We start from the raw sequence: 25,338 nt of genomic DNA, 5'->3' as shown, positions 1-25,338 counted from the left end.
ACCGCGGCGGCGGCGGCGGCTGCACAACGTCACCAGCCGAGATCTCCGCACTCCTCCGCCGGCACCCCGACGCGTGAGAAGACGTCCAGTGCCTGCTGCCTCACCGCCCCGGCGGCGGCGTCCCCGTCCTTGTGGAGGGCGCGGCTGAGGGCCGCCAAGGTGCGGGCTTCGCCCAGCCGGTGGCCGGTCCACCGGTGAACGGCCAGTGCCTCGCGGCCGATGGCGACCGCAGTGGCGTACGCCGCATCCGATTCCGCCAGCTCGCCCATGACGGTCAGCGCCTGACCCTCCACCACGCGGAAACCGCGGTCGCGCGCCAGGCGCAGCGCCTGCTCGGCATGGCGGCGTGCGTCGTCGTGCCGGCCCAGTTGCCGGTATGTGAGCGAGAGCCCCAGGATGCAGTCCGCCTCGGTACGTCGGTATCCCGACTCGCGGGCCAAGTCGAGAGCCCGCCCGCCGGCCCGCACCGATCGGTCGAACTGGGCCAGCTTCCGATGGGCGGCGGCGATCGTGTTGAGGATGGCGGCCTGAATCCAGCGCCGTCCTCTGTCCTTGCCCATGGCGAAGGCACGCTCGGCCTGTTCCAGCGCCTCGTCGTGGCGGCCGAGCTCGATGTTGATCCTCGCGACGGCGTCCAGCATCATGGCGCGGTCGTTGCGGTATCCGCCCCTCCCGTGGGCGGTCACTTTGGGACCGAGGGCCTCAAGGCCATCGGTCAGACGGCCGAGTTCCCAGTACACCCAGCCCAGATTCTGCAGAGCCAGGCTGTGGTCGTCCCAGCCGATCTCCCTGTTCCGGCTCATGGCCGTTTCGAGGTGGTCGGCGGCCTCGCGCAGGCGGCCCAGATCCCGGCAGGTCACACCGAGGACGACCAGCCCCAGCGCTTCGAGGTGACGGTTTCCCGCGGCACGGGCGATCCGCAAGCCGGTGGTGACATGATCGCGCGCGTTGTCGAGGCGCGCCATGCCCCATTCGGCCTGGGCCATGCCGCCGAGACCCGCGGCCTCGCCGGTCGCCCAACCGAGCTCTCGGCTGATCTGCCGTACGCGTGTGTGGTGATCCATCGCCTGCCCGCCGTGCCCCCGGTCCGACGTGAGCAGTCCGAGGCTGCTGTGCATGGCCGCCTGGCCGAACAGGTCGCCTTCCGCCGTGGCCGCGTCCAGGGCTGTCCGTGCCGTGGCCTGCCACGTCGCCCGCGGCAGATGGAGCCAGAAGTAGCCGAACAGTGCGTTCGCCAGGTGCCAGGCGACGGGGCGGGGACCGTGGCGGCCGGCATGGTTGATGACGGCGAGCAGGTTCGCCCGTTCCGCCTCCAGCCATCGTCCGGCCGCGGTGGCGGGCGGAACGCCCGGGTGATCGCCGGGGGCGAGGTCGTGGGGCAGCTCCGGGAAGAGCCAGCTTCCCCCGACGGTGCGAGCGGCGCTCAGGTACCAGGTCAGGACGCGCTTCAATGCCGCGTCACGATCCGCAGCCGTCTCCTCCACCCGCGCGCGCTCCCGCGCGTACTCGCGGAGGAGATCATGGAAGAGGTACCGGCCCGCCGTCGCGGCCTCGACCAGATGGGCCGCGGCCAGGGCGCCGAGCAGGCGTCGGGCCTGCGGCAGCGGTACGTCCAGGAGGGCCGACGCGACCTCGGCGGTGAACTGTGGACCGGGGAACAGGCCGAGCAGGCGGAACAGCCGGCGTGCGGCGGGCGCCAGAACCGCGTACGACGCGGAAAAGGCCGTCCGCAGAGGGGAGTCGTCGTCATCGTCCGGCTCCAGCGCCTCCAGCCGGTTGCCCTGGGACATCTCGGCGACCAGGTCGGTCAGGCGCAGCCCCGGATCGCCCGCCAGCCTGGCGGCGGCCACGCGCAGCGCCAGCGGAAGTCTGCCGCACAGCCGGATCAGGTCGTCTGCGGCGTGCGGTTCGGCGGACAGCCGGTCGGCGCCGAGTGCCCGGCTGAGCAGCGCGCGGGCCTCGGCCGGCTGGAGGAGGTCCAGGGGCAAGGCGTGGGCCCCGTCGCGGGCGACGAGATCGCCGAGCCTGTTGCGACTGGTGACGAGGACGCAGCAGGACGGGCTGCCCGGCAGCAGAGCTCGGACCTGCTCCGCCGATGCCGCGTTGTCCAGCAGGACGAGCAGGCGTCTGCCCGACAGCAGAGTCCGGTACACGCGGGCCTGCGCCTCGTCGTTCAGGGGGATCTCCGACGCCTGGAGCCCCAGGCTGCGCAGCAGGAGTTCCAGGGCCTCGCCGGCCTTCAGCGGCGGCCGGTCGTGGTCGAATCCGTGCAGGTTCACATAGAGCTGACCGTCCGGGAAGCGTTCACGCACCTGGTGCGCCCAGTGCACCGCCAGAGCGGTCTTGCCGATGCCGGCGGCACCGCCGATGGCGGAGATGACCACCGTGCTCACCGGCTCCTGGCCGTGCTCCGGCGGAAGCAGCGCGTGCAGCCGGGCGAGTTCCCCGGTGCGGCCGGCGAATCCCGCGGCGCCGTGCGGCAACTCGGCCGGTGCCAACGGGGCGCTGCCGTGTGACGGGTGGGCGGACCGGGCCGGTGACCCCGGTCGCGCCGGCGCGGCTGCTGCCGGATCGTCGCGGGGGACGGGCCCGGAGAGCGTCTGCGCGGCAGGAGTAGCCGGACCGAGGAGGCAGGCGTCGTCCTGGCGCAGCACCGCCTCGTACACCCGGCGGAGCTCCTCACCGGGATCGACTCCGAGCTCGTCACGCAGGCGTTCGCGCATGTCCTGGTAGGCGTTCAGTGCTTCCGCCTGACGTTCGCAGCCGTACAGGGCCCGCATGCGCAACGCCAGCAGCGACTCGTCATACCGGTCGGACGCGGACAGCGCGGCGAGGCCGTCCAGGGCCTCCCCGAAGCGGCCCAGCAGAACGAGGCCTTCGAGCCGGGCCAGCCGAAGCGTTCGCCGGCGCTCCAGCAGCCGTTCCCGCTCGGCCTGCGCGAACGGTCCCGGGAGGTTGGCCAATGGCTCACCCCGGAACAGCGCGAGCGCCACGGACAGCTGGTCCGTCGCGGTGGCCAGGTCGCCGGACGCTTTGGTCCGCAGTGCCTCGTCGCCGCGCTCGTCCAGGTCCGCCACATCGAGCCGGACGTCGTCGGTGACGACGCGGTACCAGCCCTTGCCGCTGCGGATCACCGACTCCGTGTGCCGGGTGCCTTCGGCATCGAGTGCCCTGCGCAGCGGGTTCACGTGACTGGCCAGCACCTTGTGACCGGATGCGGGCGGCTCCGTCCCCCACACCGCGTCGAGCAGCCGCTCATGGCTCACCACGGTTCCCTGACGGAGCAGCAACGCGGCCAGCACGGCCTGTCGCTTGGCAGGCCCGAGATCCAGCGGTGTTCCGCCCTGCCAGGCCCGTAGCGGCCCGAGCAGCTCGATCCGCAGCCGCTGGGGAGATCCCCCGCTCATCTCCGAGCCTCCACTCCCGTACATCATCGGAATTTCATCAGCATTGCAGCACGCCCGGCCATGGTGGCGGACATGACATCGCACAACCCGCACAACCGAAGGGGGTCCGAGTGACCGAAGCGGAGTTGGTGGCCACCGCGTTGGCCACGGGGGCGGCGGCCGGACTCACGGACACGTCACGCGGAGTCGTCCACGACCTCCACGCCGCGCTGAGAGAGGTGGTCCGCCGGCGTTTGAGCGGGGCCGGCGGCAACAGTGTGCGCGGCGGTTACGGCGTACGGGTGCTGGACGCCTACGAGACGGACCCCGACGTGTGGTGGACCCGGCTGCTTCAGGTCCTGACGGGCTGCGGGGTGGAGTCGGACGAGGAGGTCCTCGCGGCGGCCCGTGCCGTGCTCCGCGCGGAGCGCCGGACACGGCACGAATCGCTGGTCGCCCGTGGGAGCGGGGGCTGACCTGAGTTCGACGACGAGCTTCACGGGGTCCGCCTCCTCCTGCTGCCGCCACGGCGGTCGGGGCGCAGGCCGAAGCGGGCACCATGCACCACCATTGACCGCAGGGTTGACGGCGCGCCGTTCAGGCGCCGGGCGCCACCCGGAGCGCGGTCAGGCCGTCAGCCACTCCATGACGGCCCTGGCGTCGAAGGCGCTCTGCCCACCGCGCACCAGCAGGCCGGCCGTCCCGAAGGCCGGATCGTCGGCCTGCATCGCGAGATACGGGACGGCGACGCACCGCATGCCCGCCCGGTGCGCCGCCTCGGCACCGGGCGGCGCGTCCTCGACCACCACGCAGTCCACCGGGTCCACCCCGAGCCGGGCCGCCGCCTCCAGGAAGACGTCGGGGGCGGGCTTGCCGCGGTCGACCTCCTCCGCGGACACCACGGTCGTCAGCAGGGCGTCCAGCCCGGTGCCCGCGAGCACTGCACGGATCGCGTCCCGCGAGGAGCCGGAGGCCACCGCCATGGGGTGACCGGCGTCCGCCAGCAGGTCCACGAAGGCGCGCATCCGGGGGAAGACGTCGGTGGCCGCACGGGCCAGCTCCAGGTAGAGCCGGTTCTTGCCGTCCAGCAACTCCTGGACGGACGCGGACAGGCCGTACTCCTCGCGCAGGGTCTCCAGCGTCTCCTTGGTGCCGATCCCGATGAAGCGCCGGTGCTGCTCCCAGGTGAAGTCGTCCACCCCGTGGGCGGCCAGCAGCCGGCGGCCCGCCTCGAAGTAGTTGGGCTCGCTGTCCACGAGGGTGCCGTCGAGGTCGAATATCACCGCGGGCAGGGTCATGCTCCCCAGCATGCCAAGACGGCGATCACGGCGTGCGGCGGCCGGCGGCGGCTTCCCTGCCGATCTCCCGCACCAGCGGCAGCATCCGCTGCGGCACCCGTTCGCGCAACGCGACCTCGGTACGGGTGCGGACCACGCCCGGCACCTGGATCAGGCGCTGGATCACGTCCTCCAGATGCGCGGCGTCGCGGGCGACCACCCGGGTCAGCAGGTCGCCGCCGCCGGTGATCGAGAACGCCTCGATGATCTCGGGCACGGCGGCCAGGGCCTCACCCGTGTCGTCCAGATGGCCCTGGGTCACCTCCAGGTGGACGAAGGCCAGCACCCGGTAGCCCAGCGCCTCGGGCGACAGCCGCGGGCCGTACCCGGTGATCACCCCGTCCCGCTCCATGCGGTCCAGCCGGGCCTGGAGCGTCCCGCGCGCCACCCCCAGGATGCGGGCGTACTCGCGCACGCTCGTGCGCGGCTGCTCCAGCAGCAGCGCGAGGATCCGCGCGTCCAGCTCGTCGGCGGGCATGGGCCGCCTTCCTCCTTCGGGACCCGGGTCGTACGACACACGACCAGCGGACCGACCGTACCAACGGCCCGCGCGGGCGGCTCAGAGGAGGACGTCGAGGGTGATCGGCAGTTCGCGGATGCGCTTGCCGGTGGCGTGGTAGACGGCGTTGGAGATCGCCGGCGCGATGCCGACCAGGCCGACCTCGCCGACGCCCTTGGTGCCGGTCGGCGTACCGTGGTCGGGCTCGCCGACGAAGATCACGTCGAGCTCCGGGATGTCCGCGTTCACCGCCACGAGGTAGTCGGCGAACGTCCCGTTGGCGATGCGGCCGGTGCGCGGGTCGGTGACGGTGTCCTCGTACAGGGCCATGCCGATCCCGCCGACGGTGGCGCCGATGATCTGGCTCCTGGCCGTCTTCTCGTTGAGGATGCGCCCGCCGTCGATCACGGACACCACCCGGGAGACCCGGACGAGGCCGAGGTCGGCGTCGACACGGACCTCGACGAACTTCGCGCCGTAGGCCCCGGCGGGCGACATGCCCAGCTCCTCGGCGTTCAAAGGGGTGCTGCTCCCGGTCGCCGTGAGCTGAGGCAGCCCGTGCCGGGCGAGGATGTCGACGTACGACTCGCCGTGGCCTGGGCGGCCCACGAGGTGGACCCGGCCGCCGGAGACCTCGACATCGTCAGGGGACGCCCCCAGCAGGGGCGAGTCGGCGTCCCCGCGCGCGAGGTCCGCGAACAGCCCCACCAGCTTCTGGCAGGCGTCGTGCACGGCGTTGCCGAGCGCGCCCGTCAGGCCCGAGCCGCCCGCCATCATCGAGTCGGGCATGTCGGAGTCGCCGAGGTCGAAACGGACCTTCTCCAGGGGCAGGCCCAGCTCCTCGGCGGACAGCTGGGCCATCACGGTGCCGGTGCCGGTGCCGATGTCGGTCGCCGCGCTGCGCACGAAGGCGCTGCCGTCGCGGTTGACGGTGGCCTCGGCCATGCACGCCGTCGCGAAGTACGGGAACATCGCGCTCGCCATGCCGTAGCCGACGAGCCAGTTCCCCTCGCGCATGGACCGCGGCTCGGGGGTGCGGTCGTACCAGCCGAAGCGCCGCGCGCCGACCTCGTAGCACTCCAGCATCGCCTTGCCGGTCCAGGGCAGCCCGTTGCGCGGGTCGACGTCGGTGTGGTTGCGCACCCGAAGCTCCACCGGGTCGATGCGCAGGGTGTACGCCAGCTCGTCGAGCGCCGACTCCAGCGCGAAGTTGCCCTGCGCCTCGGCCGGGGCGCGCATCGACGTCGGGACGGCGATGTTGAGTTTGACCTGCTGGTCCCGGGTGATGACGTTGGGACACCGGTAGGCGAAGGAGGTTCCGGAGGAGAAGGGCTCGAAGTCGTTGTCCTCCATGCTCAGCGAGCTGAGGCTGCGGTGGTCGAGGGCGACCAGTTCGCCGTCGCGCGTGGCGCCGACGCTGAGCCACTGCACCCCGCTGGGGCGGTGCCCGATGGAGGTGAACATCTGCGGCCGGGTCAGCACCAGCTTCACCGGGCGCTTGAGCACCCGGGCGGCCACGGCCGTGAGGATCACGTGCGGCCACGCCCGCAGCCCGGCGCCGAAACCCCCGCCCACATAGGGGACCAGGACCCGTACCGAGCTCTCCGGGATGCCGAAGGCCATGGCGAGGGTGGTGCGCACCATCGACGGCCACTGACTGGTGTCGTGGACGGTGAGGGTGTCCTCCTCCCACACGGCCAGGGTGGCGAACAGCCCGAGCGGGTTGTTGGTGTTGTCCGCCGTGAAGTACGTGCCGCGCACGGTCACGTCGGCGGCCTCCAGCGCGGCGGCGGCGTCGCCGCGCGTGTGGTCCATCCCCCATGGGTCGACGAGGTGCTCGGCCCGGGGGTCCTGCAGGTCCAGCAACGGCTCCGCGGCCTCGTACTCGGCGCTCACCAGCCGCGCCGCGGCAGCGGCCTGCTCGGGCGTCTCGGCCACCACGAAGGCGATGTGCTGCCCGTGGTGGATGATCCGGTCGTTGCGCAGGGGGGCTGGGGGTGCCGCGCCGAGCACGGTCGTCGGGCCCGTCCCGACCTCCGGAGTGTTCTCGTGGGTGAGCACCGAGATCACTCCGGGCGAGCGCTCGGCCGCCTCGGTGTCCATCCGGGCGATCCGGCCCGCGGCGATGGTGCTCTGCACCAGGGCGCCGTAGGCCTGGCCGGGGACGCTGAAGTCCATCGGGTAGGGCGCGGCGCCGGTGACCTTGCGCGGCCCGTCGACCCGGCTGACGCCCGCGCCGACCAGGGGCCTGCTCTCGACGGTGCTCATGCGGTCACTCCTGACACTGTCTGCAGCTCGCGCACCAGGGTGCGCCGGGCGAGCGGCACCTTGAACGCCGTGCCCGGCACGGTCCAGGCGTCGCGCATCGTCGCCTCCGCCGCGTCCCTGAAGGTGGCCGTCGTGGCCGGCGCGCCGGTCAGCACGTGCTCGGCCTCGTAGGCCCGCCAGGGCTTCGAGCCCACCCCGCCCAGCCCGACGCGGGCCTGACGGACCGTGCCGCCGTCCACGACGAGCAGCACCGCGGCCGAGGTGAGGGCGAACTCGTACGACATACGGTCGCGGACCTTGAGGTAGCCCGACCGGGCGGCGGGCGGCGGCAGCGGGATCTCGACCTCGGTGATCAGCTCGGCGTGCTCCAGGACGTTCTCGCGCTCGGGGCTCTCGTCGGCCGTCAGGTAGAACTCCGTCAGCGGCACGGTGCGCCGGCCCGACAGCCCCTGGATGTGCACGACCGCGTCGAGCGCCACCAGCGCGACGGCGAGGTCGGAGGCGTGCAGGGCGATGCAGCGCTCGCTCACGCCGAGCACGGCGTGCATGCGCGCCGCGCCCCGCACCGCCGCGCAGCCCGTGCCCGCGGAGCGCTTGTTGCACTCCAGGACCGCGGGGTCGCGGAAGTAGCGGCACCGCGTGCGCTGGAGCAGATTGCCCCCGATGGTGGCCATGTTGCGGAGCTGGACGGACGCGGCCAGCAGCAGGGCCTCGCGCACCACGGGCAGCCGCTCGGCCACCGTGGCGTCGGCGGCCAGCTCCTCCATCGTGGCCAGTGCTCCCACGTGCAGGGACTCACCGCGCCGCTCGATGCCGTGCAGGGGGAGCCGGGTGATGTCGATGAGCCGCGGCGGTTCCAGGACCCCGTCCTTCATCAGGTCGAGCTGCGTCGTGCCGCCCGCCAGACAGGACGCCGCCGGGTCGTCCGCCAGCATCCGCACCACCTCTTGGGTGTCGGTCGCCCGCACGTAGTCAAAGGTGCGCATCGTAACCTCCCGACGCCGCCTCGCGGATCGCGGCCACGATGTTGGGATAGGCCCCGCAGCGGCACAGGTTGCCGCTCATGAACTCCCGGATCTCGTCGTCCGAACCGGTACGGCCCTCGGCCATCAGCGCCACCGCGGACATGATCTGCCCGGGGGTGCAGAAGCCGCACTGGAAGCCGTCGTGCTCGACGAACGACCGCTGCACGGGGTGCGGCCCGTCGGCGCCGGAGATGCCCTCGATGGTGGTGATCGCCCGGCCCTCGGCCTGGGCCGCCAGGGTCAGGCAGGACAGCACTCTCCGGCCGTCGACGTGGACCGTGCAGGCGCCGCAGGCACCCTGGTCGCAGCCCTTCTTCGTGCCCACCAGGCCCATCCGGTCCCGCAGGGCGTCCAGCAGTGTGACACGGGTGTCGAGGCGCAGGGTGTACGACCGCCCGTTCACGTCGAGTGTCACGACCCGCTCGATGCTGTCGGGACGGTCGTCCACGTCCCGCTTGCTCGCCACGTCCCTCATCGCGTCCTCCTCCGGACGGGTCGGATTCGACTCGAGCCCCTCCTGGGGCGGATCCGGTGAGATGGTTCTCAGGCGCTGTTAAAGGCGGGAATCGACTATTTCACGTCAATAGATCCGCCTTTTCCATCAATATACGCCGAATGGGCGTTTCGGCATGGCCACTGGCCCCGCCTCGGCCGGGGCCGCGCCCTGTCGGCTGTGCCAATGGCCCAGCGAAAGGACGGGCGCTTGAGCCACGGGCACGGAGGATGTTTTCCTGGGCCGACGATGGCGTTGCGGGAGACCTGGGGTCCCCGCAGCGCCTTTCCCATGTACGGAGCCCTGCGGGGGCACACATCGCGACACAGCGAGGGGGCAGGACGGACAAGGTGGTGAAGCGGATGTTCATCGCAGCGGACCCGGGACGCGCGCGGCTGCGCAGCGCCACGCGCGCCGTCCTGGGCATCGGAGGGGCGGTCGCCGCCGTGGCGTCGGCCGGGCTGCCGCTGCCCGCCGTCGTGGTCGGCGGGCTGGCCGCGCTGCTCGCGCTGTTCGTCGTCGCCGACCCGGGCCCGGCGCGGCAGGCCGTGACGACCGCGCTGATGCCCGTCGTCGGCTTCCCCGTCCTCGCGCTGGCCGCGTGGCTGCACCCGTACCCGGGCGCGCGGGACGCGGCCTTCCTCGCCGTCGTCTTCGCCGGGGTCTACGCCCGCCGCTGGGGGCCGCGCGGCCACGCGGCGGGCGTCTTCGCCTTCATGATGTTCTTCATCGCCCAGTTCCTGCGGGCCGGGCCGGGCCTGCTGCCCGAGCTGTACGGGGCCATGGGCCTCGGGCTCGCCTGCGCCGCCCTCGTCCGCTTCGGCCTGTGGTGCTACGAGCGCGGCGCCGCGCCGGCGCCCGCCGTCGCCCTGGCCCAGCCGCGCGGGCTGCGCCGCCCGACGACCCGGCAGGCCTTCCAGGCGGTCCTCGCGGCCGGCATCGCGGTGGCCGTGGGCCAGGCGCTGTCCGAGGACCGCTGGTACTGGGCCGTCGGCACCGCCTGGTGGATCTTCGTGAACACCACGTCCCGCGGCGAGACGCTCGTGCGCGGCTTCCGCCGCGTCCTGGGCACCGTCACCGGCATTGTCGCCGGGTTCGCCGTCGCGCTCCCGCTGCACGGGGCGACCGCGCCGACCGCCGCGCTGGTCGCCGTGTGCGTCTTCGGGATCTTCTACACCGCCCCGGTCTCCTACAGCTGGATGATGTTCTTCGTGACCGTCATGGCGGGGCTGCTCTACGGCCTGCTCGGCATCCTCCACCCCGGGCTGCTCGCGCTGCGGCTGGGGGAGACCGCCGTCGGTGTCCTCGGCGCGGCCGTCGCGGTCCTGGCGGTGCTCCCGGTGACCACGCACGCGGCGACCGACGCGTGGATCCGGCACGCGCTGGGGGCCGTGCGCGACTTCACCGGCGAGGCCGCCCGCCACCTCGCGGGCGGCCCGGGTGAAGACCTGGGCCGCCATGTGGCGGAACTGGACGTGCTCCTGGAGCGCGTCCGCGCCACCGTCGCCCCGCTGGTGCATCCGCTGAGCCCGATGCGGCACCGCAAGGCCCGGGCCCGCACGGTCCTCGCCCTGCTCGACGAGTGCGCCCGCCAGGTCCGCGGCCTCGCGGAGGTCGTCGCCGACCCGTACGCCTGCCACGACGAGCGCCTCACGGCCGCCTGCCGCCGCGTCGAGATCGCCGTCCTGCGCCTGGTGCCCCCGGGCGCTGCCGGAAGCGGTGCCCTGACGCCCGCGGTGCCCGCCGCCGACGCCGCCGGCCCCCACCCACACGCCGACCGCGCCCTGGGGCACCTGCGGAGCCTCGAGACCGCCCTCACCGGCCTGGCCGCCCCCCTCAGTGCCTCGCCGCGCCCCACGGGCACCCCCTGACCCGTCCGCGCACGGGTCGCCCTGCCGGGCGCGCCGACGCTGCGAGGCCCGCCGTGGCCCCGCGCGCCCCGCGGGGGGCGCGCTCACGCCGTGCCGTGCCCACTTGTGGCGGCGCCGGGCGTGCGCGCTGCGTTGGTGTGCGCCCCCAGGCGGATCGGGACCGGTCACGGTCGTGACGTGACCGGATTGCGGCCAACCTGAGTCGTGTTGTCGTCAATTCACCCAATTCGACGTCGTGTTCGGCGGGGCATGCCAGGATGACTCACTCCTGACAAGCGGTAAGACCGATTCCATCTCGCGTCGTATCCGCGGGCCGTAAGGGACACGGTCCGCGCAGGGCGGTCTTGGGGGTGCCTGGCGTGCTGAGATTTCTGCGCCGTACCGGTGCGAAGAACGAGCGGCCGGCCGGACCGGACCGCGTGCCGCCGACGGCGGAGCACGCGCGGATGGACGGCCCCGAGCCGATGACCGGATGCCCCGCGGGGCACCCGCAGGCCCCTGAGGAGGGCGACGACGAGCGACATCCCGATGGCGTGCCGCTCTCCTGCCCCGTCGAGGGCGAGGCCGGTCACGGCGCGGGCCGGATCGCCCAGCACAAGGACGTGGACGTCCGCGCGCTGGCCACCGACTTCGTACGGCAGTACCACGAGGAGCTGCCCGGTGCCGCAGGGGACCCGGAGGAACGGCTGGCCGCGGTGCTCGCGGAGATCGACGCGACCGGCACCTACCGGCACACGCACGAGGAGCTGGTCTTCGGAGCGCGCGTCGCGTGGCGCAACAGCAACCGCTGCATAGGGCGGCTGTACTGGAACTCCCTCCAGGTCCGCGACCGCCGCCACGTCGCGACCGCGCGGGGGGTGGCCCTGGAGGCCGCGGCCCACCTGCGGGTCGCCACCAACGGCGGCCGAATACGCCCGGTCATCACCGTCTTCGCCCCGGACACACCGGACCGGCCCGGCCCGAGGATCTGGAACGACCAGCTCATCCGCTACGCCGGCTACCCCCGCCCCGACGGCGGAGTGCTCGGCGATCCGTGCAACGCGGGCATCACCGAGGTCGCCCGGCAGCTCGGCTGGTCCGGCGGCCCCGGCACGGCCTTCGACGTCCTGCCGCTGGTCGTCCAGGGCGGTGGCGAGCCGCCGCGTCATTTCCCGCTGCCGCCCGACGCGGTGCTGCAGGTGCCCATCGTGCACCCGGAGTTCGACTGGCTGGCGGAATGGGGTCTGCGGTGGCACGCGGTTCCCGCCATCTCCTCCATGTGCCTGGAGATCGGCGGCGTCTGCTACCCGGCCGCCCCGTTCAACGGCTGGTACATGGGTACCGAGATCGGCGCGCGCAACCTGGCCGACACCGACCGCTACGACCTCCTGCCGCGCTTCGCCGAACGCCTGGGCCTCGACACCTCCAGCGACCGCTCGCTCTGGCGCGACCGGGCCCTGGTCGAACTCAACCGGGCCGTGCTGCACTCCTTCGACCGCGTCGGTGCCACCATCACCGACCACCACACCGAATCCCGCCGCTTCCTGGCCCACATCGACCGGGAGGAGCGCAAGGGCCGTCCCGTTCCGGCCGACTGGTCGTGGATCGTGCCGCCCATCTCCGGCTCGGCCACCGGCGTCTTCCACCGCTACTACGACACCGGCGAGCTGACCCCCGCCTATGTCCACCACCCCGAATCGCTGGCCCTCTCCCGGGGCGAGACCCTGGTGTGACGGGGGCAACGGGATCGGTTTCCGGCCACTGCGTTACTCTCAGCCGCCGTACAGACAACCAGCGGAAGAGGTACGGCAGTGGCCGGGCACGTTTACATCGGGTCGTTCACCTCGGCGGGTGGCAAGGGACTGACCACCGCCGCCGTCGACCCCGACTCGGGGGCGCTGACGGTGCTGCGCGCCGACTCCGCGGTGGAGGACCCGTCCTTCCTCGTGCTCTCCGAGGACCGCACCCTGCTCTACGCCGTCAGTGAGCACGCCGAGGCCGGCGGCGCGGCCGTCTTCTCGCTGGACGACCCCGCCCGTCCGGAACCGATGGGCGCCGCCGTACCGGTGGGCGGCGGTGCGCCCACCCACCTGTGCCTGCACCGGGGCCATCTGCTCACCGCCAACTACGCCTCCGGCACCGTCAGCGTGCTGCCGGTGGACGAGCGGGGCGCGCTCGGCGAGCCGCGGCACATCCTGGAACACGAGGGCGACGGCCCGGTCCGGGAGCGGCAGGAGGGCCCGCACGCCCACATGGTGCTGCCCGACCCCTCGGGCCGCTGGGTGCTCAGCGTGGACCTCGGCACGGACTCCGTGCGGGTCTGCGAACTCGACGTGGCGAGCGGAGAACTGGAGATAGAGCGCGAGATGGGCCTGCGCTCCGGCACCGGACCGCGTCATCTCACCTTCCACCCGCGTGGCGACCGCGCCTACGTCATGAACGAGCTCGACTCCGTGGTGACGGTCTGTCACTGGGACGCGGAGGTGGGCCGTCTGAAGCCCGTCGCCGAGGTCTCCGTACTGCCCGCGGACGCCTCGGGCCCCAACTACCCCTCCGAGCTGGTGGTCTCGCCCGACGGCCGGTTCGCCTGGGCCGCCAACCGCGGGCACAACAGCATCGCCGTGCTGTCCCTCGACGAGAGCGGCGATCTGCTGGAACTGCTGGAGACGGTGGACTGCGGCGGCGACTGGCCGCGCCACCTGGCCCTCGACCCCTCGGGGAAGCGGCTCTACGCGGCCAACGAGCGCTCCGGCGACGTCAGCTGGTTCGACGTGGACCCGGCCACGGGCACTCCCAAGCACGCCGGCTCGGTGGCCGTACCGGCCGCGTCCTGCGTGGTCTTCGGCTGACGGACGCGGTCCCCGAACGCACAACGGCGTGGTGGCGCCACCCCGGGATCCCGGGGCGGCGCCACCACGCCGTAGTCGTCGGCGGCCCGGCCGGCTCAGCCGAGCGGGGCGCCCTGCGGCGGCTGGGCGAGGCCCAGGGCCGCCGTGTACGTGGCGACGATCAGCTTGCCGATGGTCGGGTAGGGGCCCAGCGCGTCGGCCGAGGAGCAACCGGCCTCCTTGGCGGCGTCGTGCAGCACCTCGGGGGCGACCTCGGGGCCGACCACGTACGGCGCGAGCGCCAGCGTCAGCGAGCCGGAGGACCGCAGCTGGTCGGCGGCCTGGGCGACCGAGCCCTCGATGTCCAGGGCGGCGGCCAGCACCGGCACCGCGAGGCGCGCGGCCAGCAGCAGACCGGTCACACCGGCGGCCTGGACGGCCTCCTCGCCACCGACGGTGGCCAGGATGATGCCGTCGGCGGCCGTGGCCACCGTGAACAGGCGGGCGCGGTCGGCGCGGGCCAGGCCGGCCTCGGAGAGCCGCACGTGCAGCGCCTCGGCCAGCAGCGGGTGAGGGCCGAGCACATCGGTCACCTCGGCGGCGGCGCGGCTGTCCATCACGGCCTGGCGGATCCGGCGCATCACCGACGGCTCGGGGCCGGCCAGCAGCGGGACGACGACGGCCGCGGGGGCCTCGTCCCCGCGCTCGGTGGCGGCCTGGGCCACCACGGACTCGAGCGTCGGGTACTCCTCGCCGTCGCCGTCGACGTAGCCGATGCGCGGGTCGAGACCGGACAACTCGATGCGGGCGATGCTGACGATCTCCTCCGCGAGACTGCGTATCGCGGGGGACGGGGTGCCGGGCACGGCGAGGACCAGTGCGGGGGCGCCCTCGGGCGTGGTCAGCGGTTCCGGCCGCCGGTGCCGCCCGGGCTGGCGGGGGCGGGGCATACGAACGGGCAGCCCGGGTGCGGGGCCTTCGGCAGTGCTCATGGCGAGGCATGCTAGTGCCTTTGCGCGCTCTGTTGTTCGGGCGGGTCCATCCCAGGGGTTACCTGTCCGGTTCTGCCCCGATACGGTGCCGGGTCCGCACACCCCGACACCGTATGCGCGCCATGATCAGCCCAGGCCGCGCGAGTCCTGCTTGAGGGCGGTGTCCACGGTGAGGGCCGAGGCGACGACCATGCTCAGCAGGGGGTCCGGCAGCTGCCGGTGGATCTGCAGCACGTAGTTGTCGGCCGTGGTGAACATCGTCTTCGCCAGGCCCTCCCAGGTCTTGGTGATCCGGGCGACCTCGGTGTCGGTGTGGTCGACGATGGCGAAGTTCCAGGCACGCCAGTTCTCGGCCTTGATCGCGCCGATCTTCTGGCCGTTGGCCTCGAAGGAGAAGTTGATCTTGCCGATGGCGTTCTGCTGGACGATCTCGCCGAGCGTCGTGCCGTCGGCGCGTTGCACGACCACCTTCGACTTGATGAACTTCGCCGGCCGCGTGAGCAGCAGCTGCGGCTGCCCGTGCGCGTCCCGCACCTCGAGCCGCACCGACATGAACTGGTCGACGCTGGCGACGAAGCGCAGCACCTTGCGCGCGGTGCTCTGGCCGACCTGGATCACCGAGCCGAGCTGGCGGCCCTGCTGGTCGAAGACGCTGTACTCGTTGTTCAGCTCGATGAGTTTGGCCTTCTGATTGACCACCAGGACCGGCTCGCTGAAGAGTGTGCCCCCGCCGGGCCCACCGGGGGCGACGCCGGCCTGCTGCTGCACCTGGCGCTGGATGCGCGACGGGTCGTGCCCCCCGTCTACGCCCAGCTCCCAGGGGTTGTCCTTGGGCTGCGGAGGGACCTGCGGGCCGCCCGCGTGCGTGTGCTCCGTCCACTGGGATCCGTCCCAGTAACGCAGCAGGTTCTGAGTGCCGTGCGGGTCCGGGTACCAGCCCGCCGGAGTGTTCGAATGCGTCGTCACCCGGGCAGACTAACGGCTGCCCCTGTCAGGGCAGCCGCCACTCCACCGGATGCCCGCCCTGCCGCGCCAGGAGGTCGTTGGCCCGGCTGAACGGACGCGAGCCGAAGAAGCCGCGGTCGGCCGACATGGGGGAGGGGTGGGCGGACTCGACGGCCGGCAGACTCCCCAGCAGCGGACGCAGCTTGCGCGCGTCGGAGCCCCAGAGGATGGACACCAGGGGCTTGCCGCGCGCGGCAAGTGCGCGGATGGCCTGCTCGGTGACCGCCTCCCAGCCCTTGCCGCGGTGCGCCGCGGGCTTGCGCGGGGCGGTGGTGAGCGCCCTGTTGAGCAGCAGGACGCCCTGCCGGGTCCACGGCGTGAGGTCGCCGTTGGAGGGCCTGGGCAGGCCGAGGTCGGTGTTGAGCTCCCGGTAGATGTTCTCCAGGCTGCCGGGCAGCGGCCGCACCTCGGGGGCGACCGAGAAGGAGAGCCCGACGGCGTGCCCCGGGGTGGGATACGGGTCCTGGCCCACGATCAGCACCCGGACGTCGTCGAAGGGCTGCTGGAACGCGCGCAGCACGTTCGCCCCCGACGGCAGGTAGGTGCGGCCCGCGGCGATCTCGGCGCGCAGGAAGTCGCCCATCGCGGCGATGTTCCCGGCCACCGGCTCCAGCGCCTTGGCCCAGCCCTCTTCGACGATCTCGTTCAATGGTCGTGCAGCCACAGTTGGTCACTCTAGTGGCTCACACCGACACTCAGACCACGGCCGCCCGCACGCACAGCACGTCCGGCAGGTGCGAGGCCACGAGCCGCCAGCTGTCGCCCTCGTCGGCGCTGGCGTACACCTCGCCGTTGCGGTTGCCGAAATACACCCCGACCGGGTCCGCGTCGTCGGTGCGCAGCCCGTCGCGGAGCACCACGCCGTAGTGCTCCTCGTCGGGCAGGCCGGCGGACAGGGCCGTCCACGAGCCTCCGGCGTCCTCCGTGCGGTAGACGCGGCAGCGGTAGTCAGGCTGGTAGCGGTCACCGCCGTCGTTGACGGGGGAGACGTACGCGACGCCGCCGCGGCGCGGGTGGGCGGCGATGGCGAAGCCGAAGTCGGCGGGCAGGCCCTTGCCGATCTCGGTCCAGCTCGCGCCCGCGTCGTCGCTGCGGTAGACACCGCCGTGGTTCTGCAGATAGAGCCGGTCGAGGTCCTCGGCGTCCCGGGCGACCTTGTGCACGCACTGGCCGAACTCCGGATACGGGTCGGGCATGAACTCCGCCTTGATCCCGGTGTTGGAGGGCGTCCAGCTGCCGCCGCCGTCGGCCGAGCGGTAGACCCCGCCCGTGGAGACGGCCACGGTCACCGCGTCGGCGTCGCGCGGATCGGTGAGCACCGTGTGGACCGCCTGGCCGCCGAACCCGGCGCCCCACTGCTCCCGTTGGGGGTGCTCCCACAGACTCCGCACGAAGTCGAACGTCACTCCTCCGTCGTCGGACCGGAACAGCGCGCCCGGCTCCGTGCCGGCCCACACCAGGTCCGGGTCGCCGGTGCCGCCCGGCTGGAGCTGCCAGACGCGCTCCAGGGACGTGTCCGTCTCCTTGGGGAACCGCACCGCCGGCCGGGCCGGCTCCTCCCAGCTGCGCCCTAGGTCGTCCGAGCGGAACACCGAGGGGCCCCAGTGCGAACTGTCCGCGCCGACCAGCAGCCTGGGCGCCGCGCGGCGCGTGTCGATGCCCACCGAGTACACCGCCTGCATGGGGAAGTGCGGGCCGGTCAGCTCCCACCTCCCGGCGCCGCCCCGGCGCCCCAGGAAGAGTCCTTTGCGTGTGCCGATCGCGAGTACGACGTCGTCCATGACGCACCATCTCCGAGCTACGGGAATGTGTCCTGCATCACAGATTCTGCACCGTCCCACCGACAACGGGGGCCGCGGCGCGCGTTCTTCCCGCTCGGCGGCAACAGGGCCCCATGGCGCCGCAGCAGCCTCCGACCAAGGCAGCCCGCGCTCCGGCCACCGGCGGGAGGGTGTGCGAGCACCCGGAACGCGCGGACATCCGCCTGGAGGCCGTGCTGCACGCGCTGTCCGACCCCCTGCGCCTGCGTGTGGTGCGCACCCTGGCGGCGCTGGGGCGGAGGCGGCGTGCTCCGACGTCGAGTTGCCGGTCAGCAAGTCCACCTGCACCCACCACTTCCGGGTGCTGCGCGAGGCCGGGGTGATCAGCCAGACCTACCGGGGCACGTCCAAGATGAACGCGCTGCGCCGCGAGGACCTAGACGCGGTCTTCCCCGGTCTTCTGGGCAGCGTCCTCGCCGCCGCCGACGGGCAGGACGGGCGGCTCGGCGGGGCCGCCGGCCGCGTCCGCGCCTGAACCCGATCCGCCGGGCAGGTGGTTGAAGAGCAGGTTGAGCACGATCGCGGTGATGCAGCCGGCGCTGATCCCGCTGTCCATCACCGTCTGGAACCAGTCGGGGAACCCGTCGTAGACCGTCGGGACGCCGACCGGCAGCAGCCCCACCGCGACCGACACCGCCACCACGGTCAGATTGCTGTTGCCGTGGAAGTCGACGCTGGACAGCGTCCGCACCCCGCTCGCCGCCACCGTCCCGAACATCACCAGCCCGGCCCCGCCGAGCACGGGCGCGGGGATCGCCGCGACCACCGCGCCCAGCTTGGGCAGCAGCCCCAGCAGGACGAGGATGCCGCCCGCGGTCGCCACCACCCAGCGGCTGCGCACCCGGGTCAGTCCGACCAGGCCGACGTTCTGCGCGTACGCGGTGTACGGGAAGGTGTTGAAGACCCCGCCGAGCACGGTCGAGACGCCGTCCGCGCGCAGTCCGTCCGCGAGCCGCCGCGGCCCCACGTGGCGGCCGGTGAGCTCGCCCACGGCGATGATGTCGCCGGTCGTCTCGGTCATCGTCACCAGCGCCACGACGAGCATCGAGGCGATCGCGGCGCCCTGGAAGGAAGGCGTGCCGAAGTGGAAGGGCGTGCTGATCCCGAGCCAGTCCGCGTCACCGACCGCGCCGAAGTCGGTGAAGCCCAGCGGCACTGCCGCCAGGGTGCCCAGGACGATGCCCGCCAGGACCGCGATGCGCGCGACGAACCCGGGCGCGAAACGCTGGATCAGCAGGACGGCCACCAGCACGCCGGCCGCGAGCGCGAGGTTCCTCGGCGCGCCGAAGTCCGCGGAACCCACCCCGCCGGCGGCCCAGTTGCCGGCCACAGGCAGCAGGCTGAGGCCGATGATCAGGATGACGGTCCCGGTCACGAGCGGCGGGAAGAACCGGAGCAGGCGCCCGAAGACCGGTGCCAGCACGAGCATCGCCAGCCCGGAGGCGATGACGGCGCCGTAGATGGCGGGGAGTCCGCCGTCCTGGCCGATCAGCACCATGGGCGAGACCGCGGCGAAAGTGCAGCCCTGCATGATGGGCAGCCGGACTCCGAACCGCCACCAGCCCACGCACTGCAGGAGCGTGGCGATGCCGCACACCAGCAGGTCGGCCGTGATGAGGTAGGCGAGCTCGGCGGGTGACAGCTTCAGCGCGCTGCCGACGATGAGCGGTACGGCGACCGCGCCCGCGTACATCGCCAGCACGTGCTGCAGGCCGAACGCCCCGAGTTGGGCGGCGGGCAGGACCTCGTCGACGGGATGGACGGCAGGGCTGTGCGTCGGCGTCGCCATGGGCAGCTCCTCGAACGCGGCGCGAATGAGCGGTTGATCGTGAAGGGGATGCCCGGGACCTTGGAGAGCGTAAACGGTTTGTTGATTGCGGAGGTGTTTCCAGCGCGTCTCACCCCGTGGGGCGGGCCGCCGCCAACAGTCCTTCCCAGTCGGGGATCTTCACGGTCCCGCGGTTGAGCGACCGTCCCAGCGCCGCCTCGGCGGCCTCGATGGCCTCCCACCCGGTCCACTCGACCGGGCGCTGCCCGAGCGCCCGCAGTCCCTCCAGCGGATCGGCGGCCGTCGTGCGGCGGGCCAGCAACACGTCCGCGTCCGCGATCAGGGCGGCCGCCGTCTGCTTGGCGCAGGGCCGGTTGGTGCCGATGACCCCGGTCGGCCCGCGCTTGATCCAGCCGGCGACGTACTCGCCCGGCGAGCGCGTACCGGCGCGCAGCACCCGGCCCTCCTCGTTGGGCACGATGCCGAGCCGGTCGTCGAACGGCAGCCCGTCCAGCGGCACTCCGCGGTAGCCGACCGAGCGCAGCACCAGTTCGGCGCCGATGTCCTCCAGGACGCCGGTGCCGCGCACTCCGCCCTGTCCGTCCGGCGCGGTCCGTTCGAACCGCACGCCCGTCACGCCGTCCTCGCCGAGCACCGCCACCGGCCTCAGGAAGAAGCGCAGATGGATGCGGCGGCTCCGTCCCGCCACGGGCCGTGACGTCCAGCCGCGCAGCACCTCCACATTGCGCCGGGCGACCGCGGGCAGCCCCTGCGGATCGGCGTACGCCGGGTCGAGTGCCAGCTCATCGGGGTGGACGAGCACGTCCGCATCGGGCAGATCGCCGAGCTCGCGCAGCTCCTTGGTGGTGAACTTCGCCTGCGAGGGCCCGCGCCGCCCCACCATGTGGACATCGGTGACCCTGCTGTCGGCCAGGGCGTGCAGCGCCCCCTCGGGCACGTCGGTGTGCCGCAGTTCGTCGGCGCCGCGGGCCAGGACGCGGGCCACGTCCACGGCCACGTTGCCGACACCGATGACGACGGCGGAGCGGGCGTGCAGCAGGAAGCCGCCGGATGCCTCGTCGGGATGCGCGCTGTACCAGGAGACGAAGTGCGTAGCGGCGTGACTGCCGGGCAGGTCCTCGCCGGGCACCCCCAGACGGCGGTCGGTCGCCGCGCCGACGCAGTAGACCACCGCGTGGTAGAGCCCCAGCAGCCGCTCGGTGGAGAGATCCGGACCGCCCACGGTCACATTGCCCAGGAAGCGGATCCGCGGGTCCTCCAGGACGCGGCGCAGATTGCCCTGCAGGGACTTGATCTTCTCGTGGTCCGGCGCCACTCCGTACCGGACCAGCCCGTACGGGCAGGGCAACCGGTCGAGCACGTCGACGGTGACGTCCGGCACCGTCTCCTGGCGGGTCAGCGCCTCGGCCGTGTACACCCCGCTGGGACCTGATCCGACGACTGCCACACGAAGCACGGGCACCTCCCCTTCGGCGAGGGTTCGGTTCACCTCTGGCGGGCCGGTTCGCCGCCCGGAGCGGGGCGGGATGGGCGGCCATGTCCAGCATTGCACCGAGTGACCACCGACGGGAGAGCGCCGGAGCGTGTCGCGGCACGGGTGTCAGCCCATGCCGCGCATCCGGGCGATCTCGGCGCTCTGCTGGGCGATCACCTCGTTCGCCCACTCTTCGACCTGGACGTTGCGGCCGTGCGTGAGCACGTCGGTGGCCATCGTCACCGCTCCCCGGTGGTGGGTGATCATCAGGCGCAGGAACTGCCGGTCGAACTCGGCGCCCCGGGCCTGGCGCAGCGCGGCCAGCTGTGCGGCGGTGGCCATCCCGGGCATCGCGGCGTGGTCGTGGCCGCTCTCGTGCGCGCCCCCGCCGTTGGTCTTCAGCCAGGCCTCCATGCTCGCGATCTCCGGGCCCTGGGCGGCGTCGATGCGCCCGGCGAGGCCGCGGACCCGCTTGTCGGAGGCGTAGGTGCCGGCGAGCGCGGTCATGGCAAGCGCCTGCTGGTGGTGGGCGATCATGTTCGTCACATAGGTCAGGTCGGCCGCGTTGGGGGAGTCGTCGGGGCGGGCCTTCGCCGCCTCGTCCGCGGAGAGGGTGGCGGCCCGCTCGCCGGGTGCGCCCGGTGCGATGACCGAAGGCGCCGCGGACGTGGAGTCCTGCCCCGAACCGCCGTCACAGCCGGTCAGAGCGAGCGCCAAAGAGGCGGTCAGGACAAGAGCGGGCAGCGTCGCAAGGCGATACGAAGAAAACACCGGCCCATTGTCATCTTTTGACGCGTGCATGAGAAGGGCCATACTGCCGGGGTCCGCATGAAGTTCAATCCCGAACGGACACAAGGGAGGACGCGGTGAAGCGCTTACGTACAGCCCTCGCTCGCCCCGGACGACTCGCGGCCCTCGCGGCCGCGGCCGTCATGATGCTCGGACTGGCGGCCCCGGCCCCTGCCGTCGCCGACGGGAGCATCCCCGGCGTCGACGAGGTCGTCACGAGCGCCAACGTCGAGCACCTGGTCAACATACCCAAGCAATCCCTGGCCGGATTCAACTCCGACCTGGCCTTCCAGGGCGGATACGCCTTCGCGGGCAACTACGACGGCTTCGTCGTCTACGACATCAGCCGTCCCACCAGCCCCAAGGTGGTCAGCCAGGTCCTCTGCCCCGGATCGCAGAACGACATCTCGGTCTCCGGGAACCTGCTGATCCTGTCCACCGACTCCTCGCGCTCGGACAACTCCTGCGCGAGCACGAGCCAGCCGGCCACGGAGAAGTCCTCGTGGGAGGGCATCAAGGTCTTCGACATCAGCGACAAGGCCAATCCGCGCTACGTCGCCGCCGTGGAGACCAGCTGCGGCTCCCACACCCACACGCTCGTCCCCGGCAAGCGCGACCTCTTCGTCTACGTCTCCTCCTACTCGCCCAGCGCCACCTTCCCGGACTGCCGGCCGCCACACGACGGCATCTCCGTGGTGAAGATCCCGCGCCACCACCCGGAGGATGCGGCCGTGGTCGGCTTCCCCGTCCTCTTCCCGGACGGCGGCAACCCGGGCATCCCGCCCACCGACACCCAGGCCCGGGTCAGTGAGACCACCGGCTGCCACGACATCACCGCGTTCCCGGAGCTGCGGCTCGCCGCCGGCGCCTGCATGGGCGACGGCATTTTGATGGACATCTCCGACCCCGAGCACCCGCAGGTCATCGACCGCGTCCAGGACAACGTCAACTTCTCGTTCTGGCACTCGGCGACCTTCAACGAGCGCGGCACCAAGGTCGTCTTCACCGACGAGCTGGGCGGTGGCGGCGGCGCCGAGTGCAACGCCGCGATCGGTCCCCAGCGCGGCGCCGACGGCATCTACGACATCGTCCGCAAGCACGGCGAGCTCAAGCTCGTCTTCCGCAACTACTACAAGATCCCGCGCCACCAGGCCGACACCGAGAACTGCGTCGCCCACAACGGATCGCTCATCCCCGCCAAGGGCCGCGACATCATGGTGCAGGCCTGGTACCAGGGCGGCGTCTCCGTGTGGGACTTCACCGACTCCGCGCACCCCAAGGAGATCGGCTACTTCGAACGCGGTCCCATCTCGACCGGCACGCTGACGGTCGGCGGCTCCTGGAGCGCGTACTACTACAACGGTTACATCTACTCGAACGACATCGCCAAGGGCTTCGACGTCCTCAGGATCTCCGACCGGCGCACCGACAGCGCCCGGGGCATCCGGCTCGCCGAGCTCAACGCCCAGTCCCAGCCCGACTATCGCTGAGCGGCACCTGGCAGCGGCGTTCCGCCGGGCGGCATCTCGCCCGGCGGAACGCCGAGCTCCCAGGACAGGCCGTACCGCTGGAACAGCTCGGCCCGCAGCCTGGGCAACGGCATCGCCGCCCCGGGGATCAGCTGCGCGAACACCCCGCCCATGAGCAGGGCCCTGAGCATCCGGTAGTCCTGCTCCGGATCCGTCGAGCCCCATGCCCGGACCGCGCCCAGCAGCAGCTCGGCCAGCCGCTGCCGTTCCTCGCACTCGCTGAACCCCTCCACCTGGAGGATCCCCGCCATGTGCGCCCGCATCACGACCGGATGGTGCACCGGCAGCCCCAGGACGGCGTCGATCGCCCGGGCCAGTTCCTCGCGGCCGTCCGCGGGGCGCGGCTCCCGTTCCAGGGCCGCCGCCAGCTCCCTGTGCATCAGCCGGTGCGCCGCGGACTGCAGCAGCAGCCGCTTGCCCGGGAAGTAGTACGAGACCAGTCCGCGCGCCGTCCCGGCGCGGTCGGCGATGTCCCCGAGGGTCGTGGCCTCGAACCCGCGTTCCTCGACCAGCTCGATGGTCGCCTGCAGCAGGCGCTCCCGCGAACGCCGGCGCATCGCTTCATTGACCGACGGTCGCCGAGGGGACATGATTTACTCCTGCGTTTACTGGCTCAGAGCCAATATACTCAGAGTCGACCCACGCGAGTGGCATGCTCATGCGGGTCACGGGGGTGAGGTGCACGTACCCGGCGGCGCGGGGGACCGCCGGGTGCCGCACCTCCGAGCCGGATCAACCGGACCCGCTCACACCTCGCTCACGCCGTCAGGTCCAGTACCGGCAGCAGCCCGGACGGCCGCCGCTGCACCGGCAGGTGCTCCACCAGGTGCACCGCGCAGCCCAGCGCCGCCGCCCCGCCGTCCGCCCGCCGGTCGTCCCCGACCATCGCCACCCGCTCCGGCGGCAGTCCCAGACCCTCGCACGCGATCCCGAACAGCCGCGGATCCGGCTTCTGCACCCCGTGCTCGAAGCTCAGGACGAAGACGTCCACCAGCCGCTCCAGATCATGCGCGCGGAACACCGGACGCAGATCCCAGCCGATGTTGCTCACCACCGCCACCGGCACGCCCCGGCGCCGCAACTCGCCCAGCACCTGCGCCGTGTCCGGGTACGGCGACCACGCCGCCGGCTTCATGTGCCGGTCGTACAGTGCCTCGTACACCCCCTCCCAGGGCAACTCCACCTCCCGCGCAAGCCCCGTGTACGCCGCGCGGTGGTGCTCCGCCGACAGGTCGCGCTCGCGCCACAGCCGCTCCAGGTGCCCGGGTACCCGCTCCGGCGACGCCCCGCCCGGCAGCGCCCCGGCGCGCTCCAGCCGCTCCGCGTACCCCGCCGATTCCCGCTCGCCCAGCGAGATCCCCATCCCCTCCAGCACGGCCCGCAGCCAGTCCGCGGTCGGTTCCACCCGCATCAGGGTCCCGGAGAAGTCGAACATGCATCCCTTGATGGTCATGACCGCCATCCTCCCCCCGGCCGGCGCCACCCCGTACCCGGAGCGGTGGAGGTACGGATGCGGGCGGGCCCGTCAGGCCCGTCATGACGGCGCCTCGTCCGGCGGCGTACGGCCCGTGCGCCACGGCTCGCACAACGCCGCGGTCCCGGCGAGGACGGCCGCGGCCAGGAGCCAGCCGCCGAGGACGTCGGAGGGCCAGTGGACGCCGAGGTAGACGCGGGTGAAGGCGACGCCGACGACGGAGACGAAGGCGACCGCGCAGGCGACCGCGCGCCACGGCGAGTGCGCCGGGAGGCGGAGCAGCAGCAGCCACAGCAGGGCGCCGCAGACGAGCGCGGCGGTCATGGCGTGACCGGAGGGGAAGGCCGCGTAGGCGGCGGTGTCCACGGGGTCCGGCCAGTGCGGGCGCTCGCGGCCGACCAGGGCCTTGACGGACTGCTGGAGCACCCAGCCGAGGGTGCCGGCCAGCACGAGCCACAGGGCCTGGCGGTTCTCGCGGCGCACGGCCAGCCACACGACGGCGGCCAGGAGCAGCAGGCGCATCGTCAGCGGGTCCCAGACCCAGTCCGTGAGGACGCGGTTGAGGTGCGTCCAGCCGGAGTGGCGTACCGCGAAGGCGTGCAGGTCGAGGGAGATGCGCCGGTCGGCGGCGAGCAGCGGCCCCCAGTGCCCCGCGACGAGCCCGAGCAGCAGCAGGAAGGCGGCGGAGGCCGCCGCGCACTGGCTCAGGCACGCGCTGCGCAGGGCGCGGTCGGGGTCCCGGACGCCGGAGGGTGCGGGAGGGGCGTGCATGAACCGAGG

At 72.6% G+C, this 25,338-nt stretch carries 21 protein-coding genes and 1 pseudogene; 6 read left to right on the top strand and 16 right to left on the bottom strand.

Features of this window, described 5'->3' with window-relative positions; genetic code table 11:
• Nucleotides 1-29 precede the first annotated feature (29 nt).
• The gene (locus tag ACWDAS_RS31385; protein WP_450397759.1) at nt 30-3,407 is read right to left on the bottom strand and encodes an AfsR/SARP family transcriptional regulator; all 3,378 of its coding nucleotides are present in this window, start codon (nt 3,405-3,407) and stop codon (nt 30-32) included.
• 110 nt (nt 3,408-3,517) lie between these two features.
• Here ACWDAS_RS31385 and ACWDAS_RS31380 point away from each other — a divergent pair, with 110 nt between their 5' ends.
• Nucleotides 3,518-3,862, top strand: coding sequence for a hypothetical protein (locus ACWDAS_RS31380; RefSeq protein WP_450397757.1), 345 nt, complete (start codon nt 3,518-3,520; stop codon nt 3,860-3,862).
• 150 nt (nt 3,863-4,012) lie between these two features.
• Here the strand turns inward: ACWDAS_RS31380 and ACWDAS_RS31375 are convergent, their stop codons facing one another.
• The 5 genes from ACWDAS_RS31375 to ACWDAS_RS31355 form a co-directional block, all read right to left on the bottom strand.
• On the bottom strand, nt 4,013-4,684 hold the full coding sequence (locus ACWDAS_RS31375) for an HAD family hydrolase (RefSeq protein ID WP_450397755.1): 672 nt from the start codon (nt 4,682-4,684) through the stop codon (nt 4,013-4,015).
• 25 nt (nt 4,685-4,709) lie between these two features.
• A complete protein-coding gene (locus tag ACWDAS_RS31370; protein ID WP_450397753.1) occupies nt 4,710-5,201 on the bottom strand; it encodes an Lrp/AsnC family transcriptional regulator in 492 nt (163 codons plus the stop codon).
• Between the two features lie 81 nt (nt 5,202-5,282).
• Complete coding sequence (locus ACWDAS_RS31365; RefSeq protein ID WP_450397752.1) at nt 5,283-7,490, bottom strand: xanthine dehydrogenase family protein molybdopterin-binding subunit; 2,208 nt, start codon at nt 7,488-7,490, stop codon at nt 5,283-5,285.
• The gene (locus ACWDAS_RS31360; RefSeq protein ID WP_450397750.1) at nt 7,487-8,476 is read right to left on the bottom strand and encodes an FAD binding domain-containing protein; all 990 of its coding nucleotides are present in this window, start codon (nt 8,474-8,476) and stop codon (nt 7,487-7,489) included. The genes ACWDAS_RS31365 and ACWDAS_RS31360 overlap by 4 nt, the downstream gene beginning before the upstream one ends.
• A complete protein-coding gene (locus tag ACWDAS_RS31355) occupies nt 8,463-8,990 on the bottom strand; it encodes a (2Fe-2S)-binding protein (RefSeq protein WP_450397748.1) in 528 nt (175 codons plus the stop codon). Before ACWDAS_RS31355 ends, ACWDAS_RS31360 begins: the two co-directional genes overlap by 14 nt.
• Before the next feature lie 380 nt (nt 8,991-9,370).
• On the opposite strand from ACWDAS_RS31355, the gene ACWDAS_RS31350 reads away from it, so the two are divergent.
• The 3 genes from ACWDAS_RS31350 to ACWDAS_RS31340 all read left to right on the top strand — a co-directional run bounded on the left by ACWDAS_RS31350 (nt 9,371) and on the right by ACWDAS_RS31340 (nt 13,707).
• Entirely contained in the window at nt 9,371-10,879 is a 1,509-nt protein-coding gene (locus ACWDAS_RS31350) for an FUSC family protein (RefSeq protein WP_450397747.1), read from the top strand.
• A 446-nt stretch (nt 10,880-11,325) separates the two neighbouring features.
• Nucleotides 11,326-12,591, top strand: coding sequence for a nitric oxide synthase oxygenase (locus tag ACWDAS_RS31345; protein WP_450397860.1), 1,266 nt, complete (start codon nt 11,326-11,328; stop codon nt 12,589-12,591).
• A 78-nt stretch (nt 12,592-12,669) separates the two neighbouring features.
• Nucleotides 12,670-13,707 (top strand): lactonase family protein, encoded by a 1,038-nt coding sequence (locus ACWDAS_RS31340; protein WP_450397745.1) that lies wholly within the window; start codon nt 12,670-12,672, stop codon nt 13,705-13,707.
• 95 nt (nt 13,708-13,802) lie between these two features.
• Here ACWDAS_RS31340 and ACWDAS_RS31335 read toward each other — a convergent pair whose 3' ends face one another.
• The 4 genes from ACWDAS_RS31335 to ACWDAS_RS31320 form a co-directional block, all read right to left on the bottom strand.
• Entirely contained in the window at nt 13,803-14,678 is an 876-nt protein-coding gene (locus ACWDAS_RS31335; RefSeq protein WP_450397743.1) for a sirohydrochlorin chelatase, read from the bottom strand.
• Nucleotides 14,679-14,804: 126 nt separating this feature from the next.
• Nucleotides 14,805-15,644 carry a phospholipid scramblase-related protein gene (locus ACWDAS_RS31330; protein WP_450397741.1) on the bottom strand — a complete coding sequence of 280 codons (840 nt, stop codon included), beginning with the start codon at nt 15,642-15,644 and terminating at the stop codon, nt 14,805-14,807.
• A gap of 25 nt (nt 15,645-15,669) precedes the next feature.
• Nucleotides 15,670-16,347, bottom strand: coding sequence for a uracil-DNA glycosylase (locus tag ACWDAS_RS31325; RefSeq protein ID WP_450397739.1), 678 nt, complete (start codon nt 16,345-16,347; stop codon nt 15,670-15,672).
• A 31-nt stretch (nt 16,348-16,378) separates the two neighbouring features.
• On the bottom strand, nt 16,379-17,464 hold the full coding sequence (locus tag ACWDAS_RS31320) for a WD40/YVTN/BNR-like repeat-containing protein (protein WP_450397737.1): 1,086 nt from the start codon (nt 17,462-17,464) through the stop codon (nt 16,379-16,381).
• A gap of 113 nt (nt 17,465-17,577) precedes the next feature.
• Between ACWDAS_RS31320 and ACWDAS_RS31315 the strand changes: the two are divergent.
• Nucleotides 17,578-17,978: pseudogene (locus tag ACWDAS_RS31315) on the top strand (ArsR/SmtB family transcription factor).
• Here ACWDAS_RS31315 and ACWDAS_RS31310 read toward each other — a convergent pair.
• The 3 genes from ACWDAS_RS31310 to ACWDAS_RS31300 form a co-directional block, all read right to left on the bottom strand.
• A complete protein-coding gene (locus tag ACWDAS_RS31310) occupies nt 17,880-19,292 on the bottom strand; it encodes a nucleobase:cation symporter-2 family protein (protein WP_450397735.1) in 1,413 nt (470 codons plus the stop codon). The pseudogene ACWDAS_RS31315 and the gene ACWDAS_RS31310 sit on opposite strands and share 99 nt — an antisense overlap.
• A gap of 109 nt (nt 19,293-19,401) precedes the next feature.
• Nucleotides 19,402-20,748 carry an FAD-dependent oxidoreductase gene (locus tag ACWDAS_RS31305; RefSeq protein ID WP_450397733.1) on the bottom strand — a complete coding sequence of 449 codons (1,347 nt, stop codon included), beginning with the start codon at nt 20,746-20,748 and terminating at the stop codon, nt 19,402-19,404.
• 144 nt (nt 20,749-20,892) lie between these two features.
• Nucleotides 20,893-21,567, bottom strand: a complete 675-nt coding sequence (locus tag ACWDAS_RS31300) for a DUF305 domain-containing protein (protein WP_450397731.1) — start codon at nt 21,565-21,567, stop codon at nt 20,893-20,895.
• 134 nt (nt 21,568-21,701) lie between these two features.
• Between ACWDAS_RS31300 and ACWDAS_RS31295 the strand changes: the two genes are divergently transcribed.
• Complete coding sequence (locus ACWDAS_RS31295) at nt 21,702-23,045, top strand: LVIVD repeat-containing protein (protein WP_450397858.1); 1,344 nt, start codon at nt 21,702-21,704, stop codon at nt 23,043-23,045.
• On the opposite strand, the gene ACWDAS_RS31290 is transcribed toward ACWDAS_RS31295, so the two are convergent.
• From ACWDAS_RS31290 to ACWDAS_RS31280, 3 genes are all read right to left on the bottom strand, one after another.
• Entirely contained in the window at nt 23,036-23,674 is a 639-nt protein-coding gene (locus ACWDAS_RS31290) for a TetR/AcrR family transcriptional regulator (RefSeq protein WP_450397729.1), read from the bottom strand. The genes ACWDAS_RS31295 and ACWDAS_RS31290 overlap by 10 nt on opposite strands.
• Nucleotides 23,675-23,841: 167 nt before the next feature.
• Nucleotides 23,842-24,537 carry an HAD family hydrolase gene (locus ACWDAS_RS31285; protein ID WP_450397727.1) on the bottom strand — a complete coding sequence of 232 codons (696 nt, stop codon included), beginning with the start codon at nt 24,535-24,537 and terminating at the stop codon, nt 23,842-23,844.
• 81 nt (nt 24,538-24,618) lie between these two features.
• Nucleotides 24,619-25,329 carry a phosphatase PAP2 family protein gene (locus ACWDAS_RS31280; protein ID WP_450397725.1) on the bottom strand — a complete coding sequence of 237 codons (711 nt, stop codon included), beginning with the start codon at nt 25,327-25,329 and terminating at the stop codon, nt 24,619-24,621.
• Nucleotides 25,330-25,338: the final 9 nt, after the last annotated feature.

It is taken from the genome of Streptomyces sp. NPDC001070, assembly GCF_053598835.1.
This window is presented reverse-complemented; position numbering and strand designations above follow the sequence as displayed.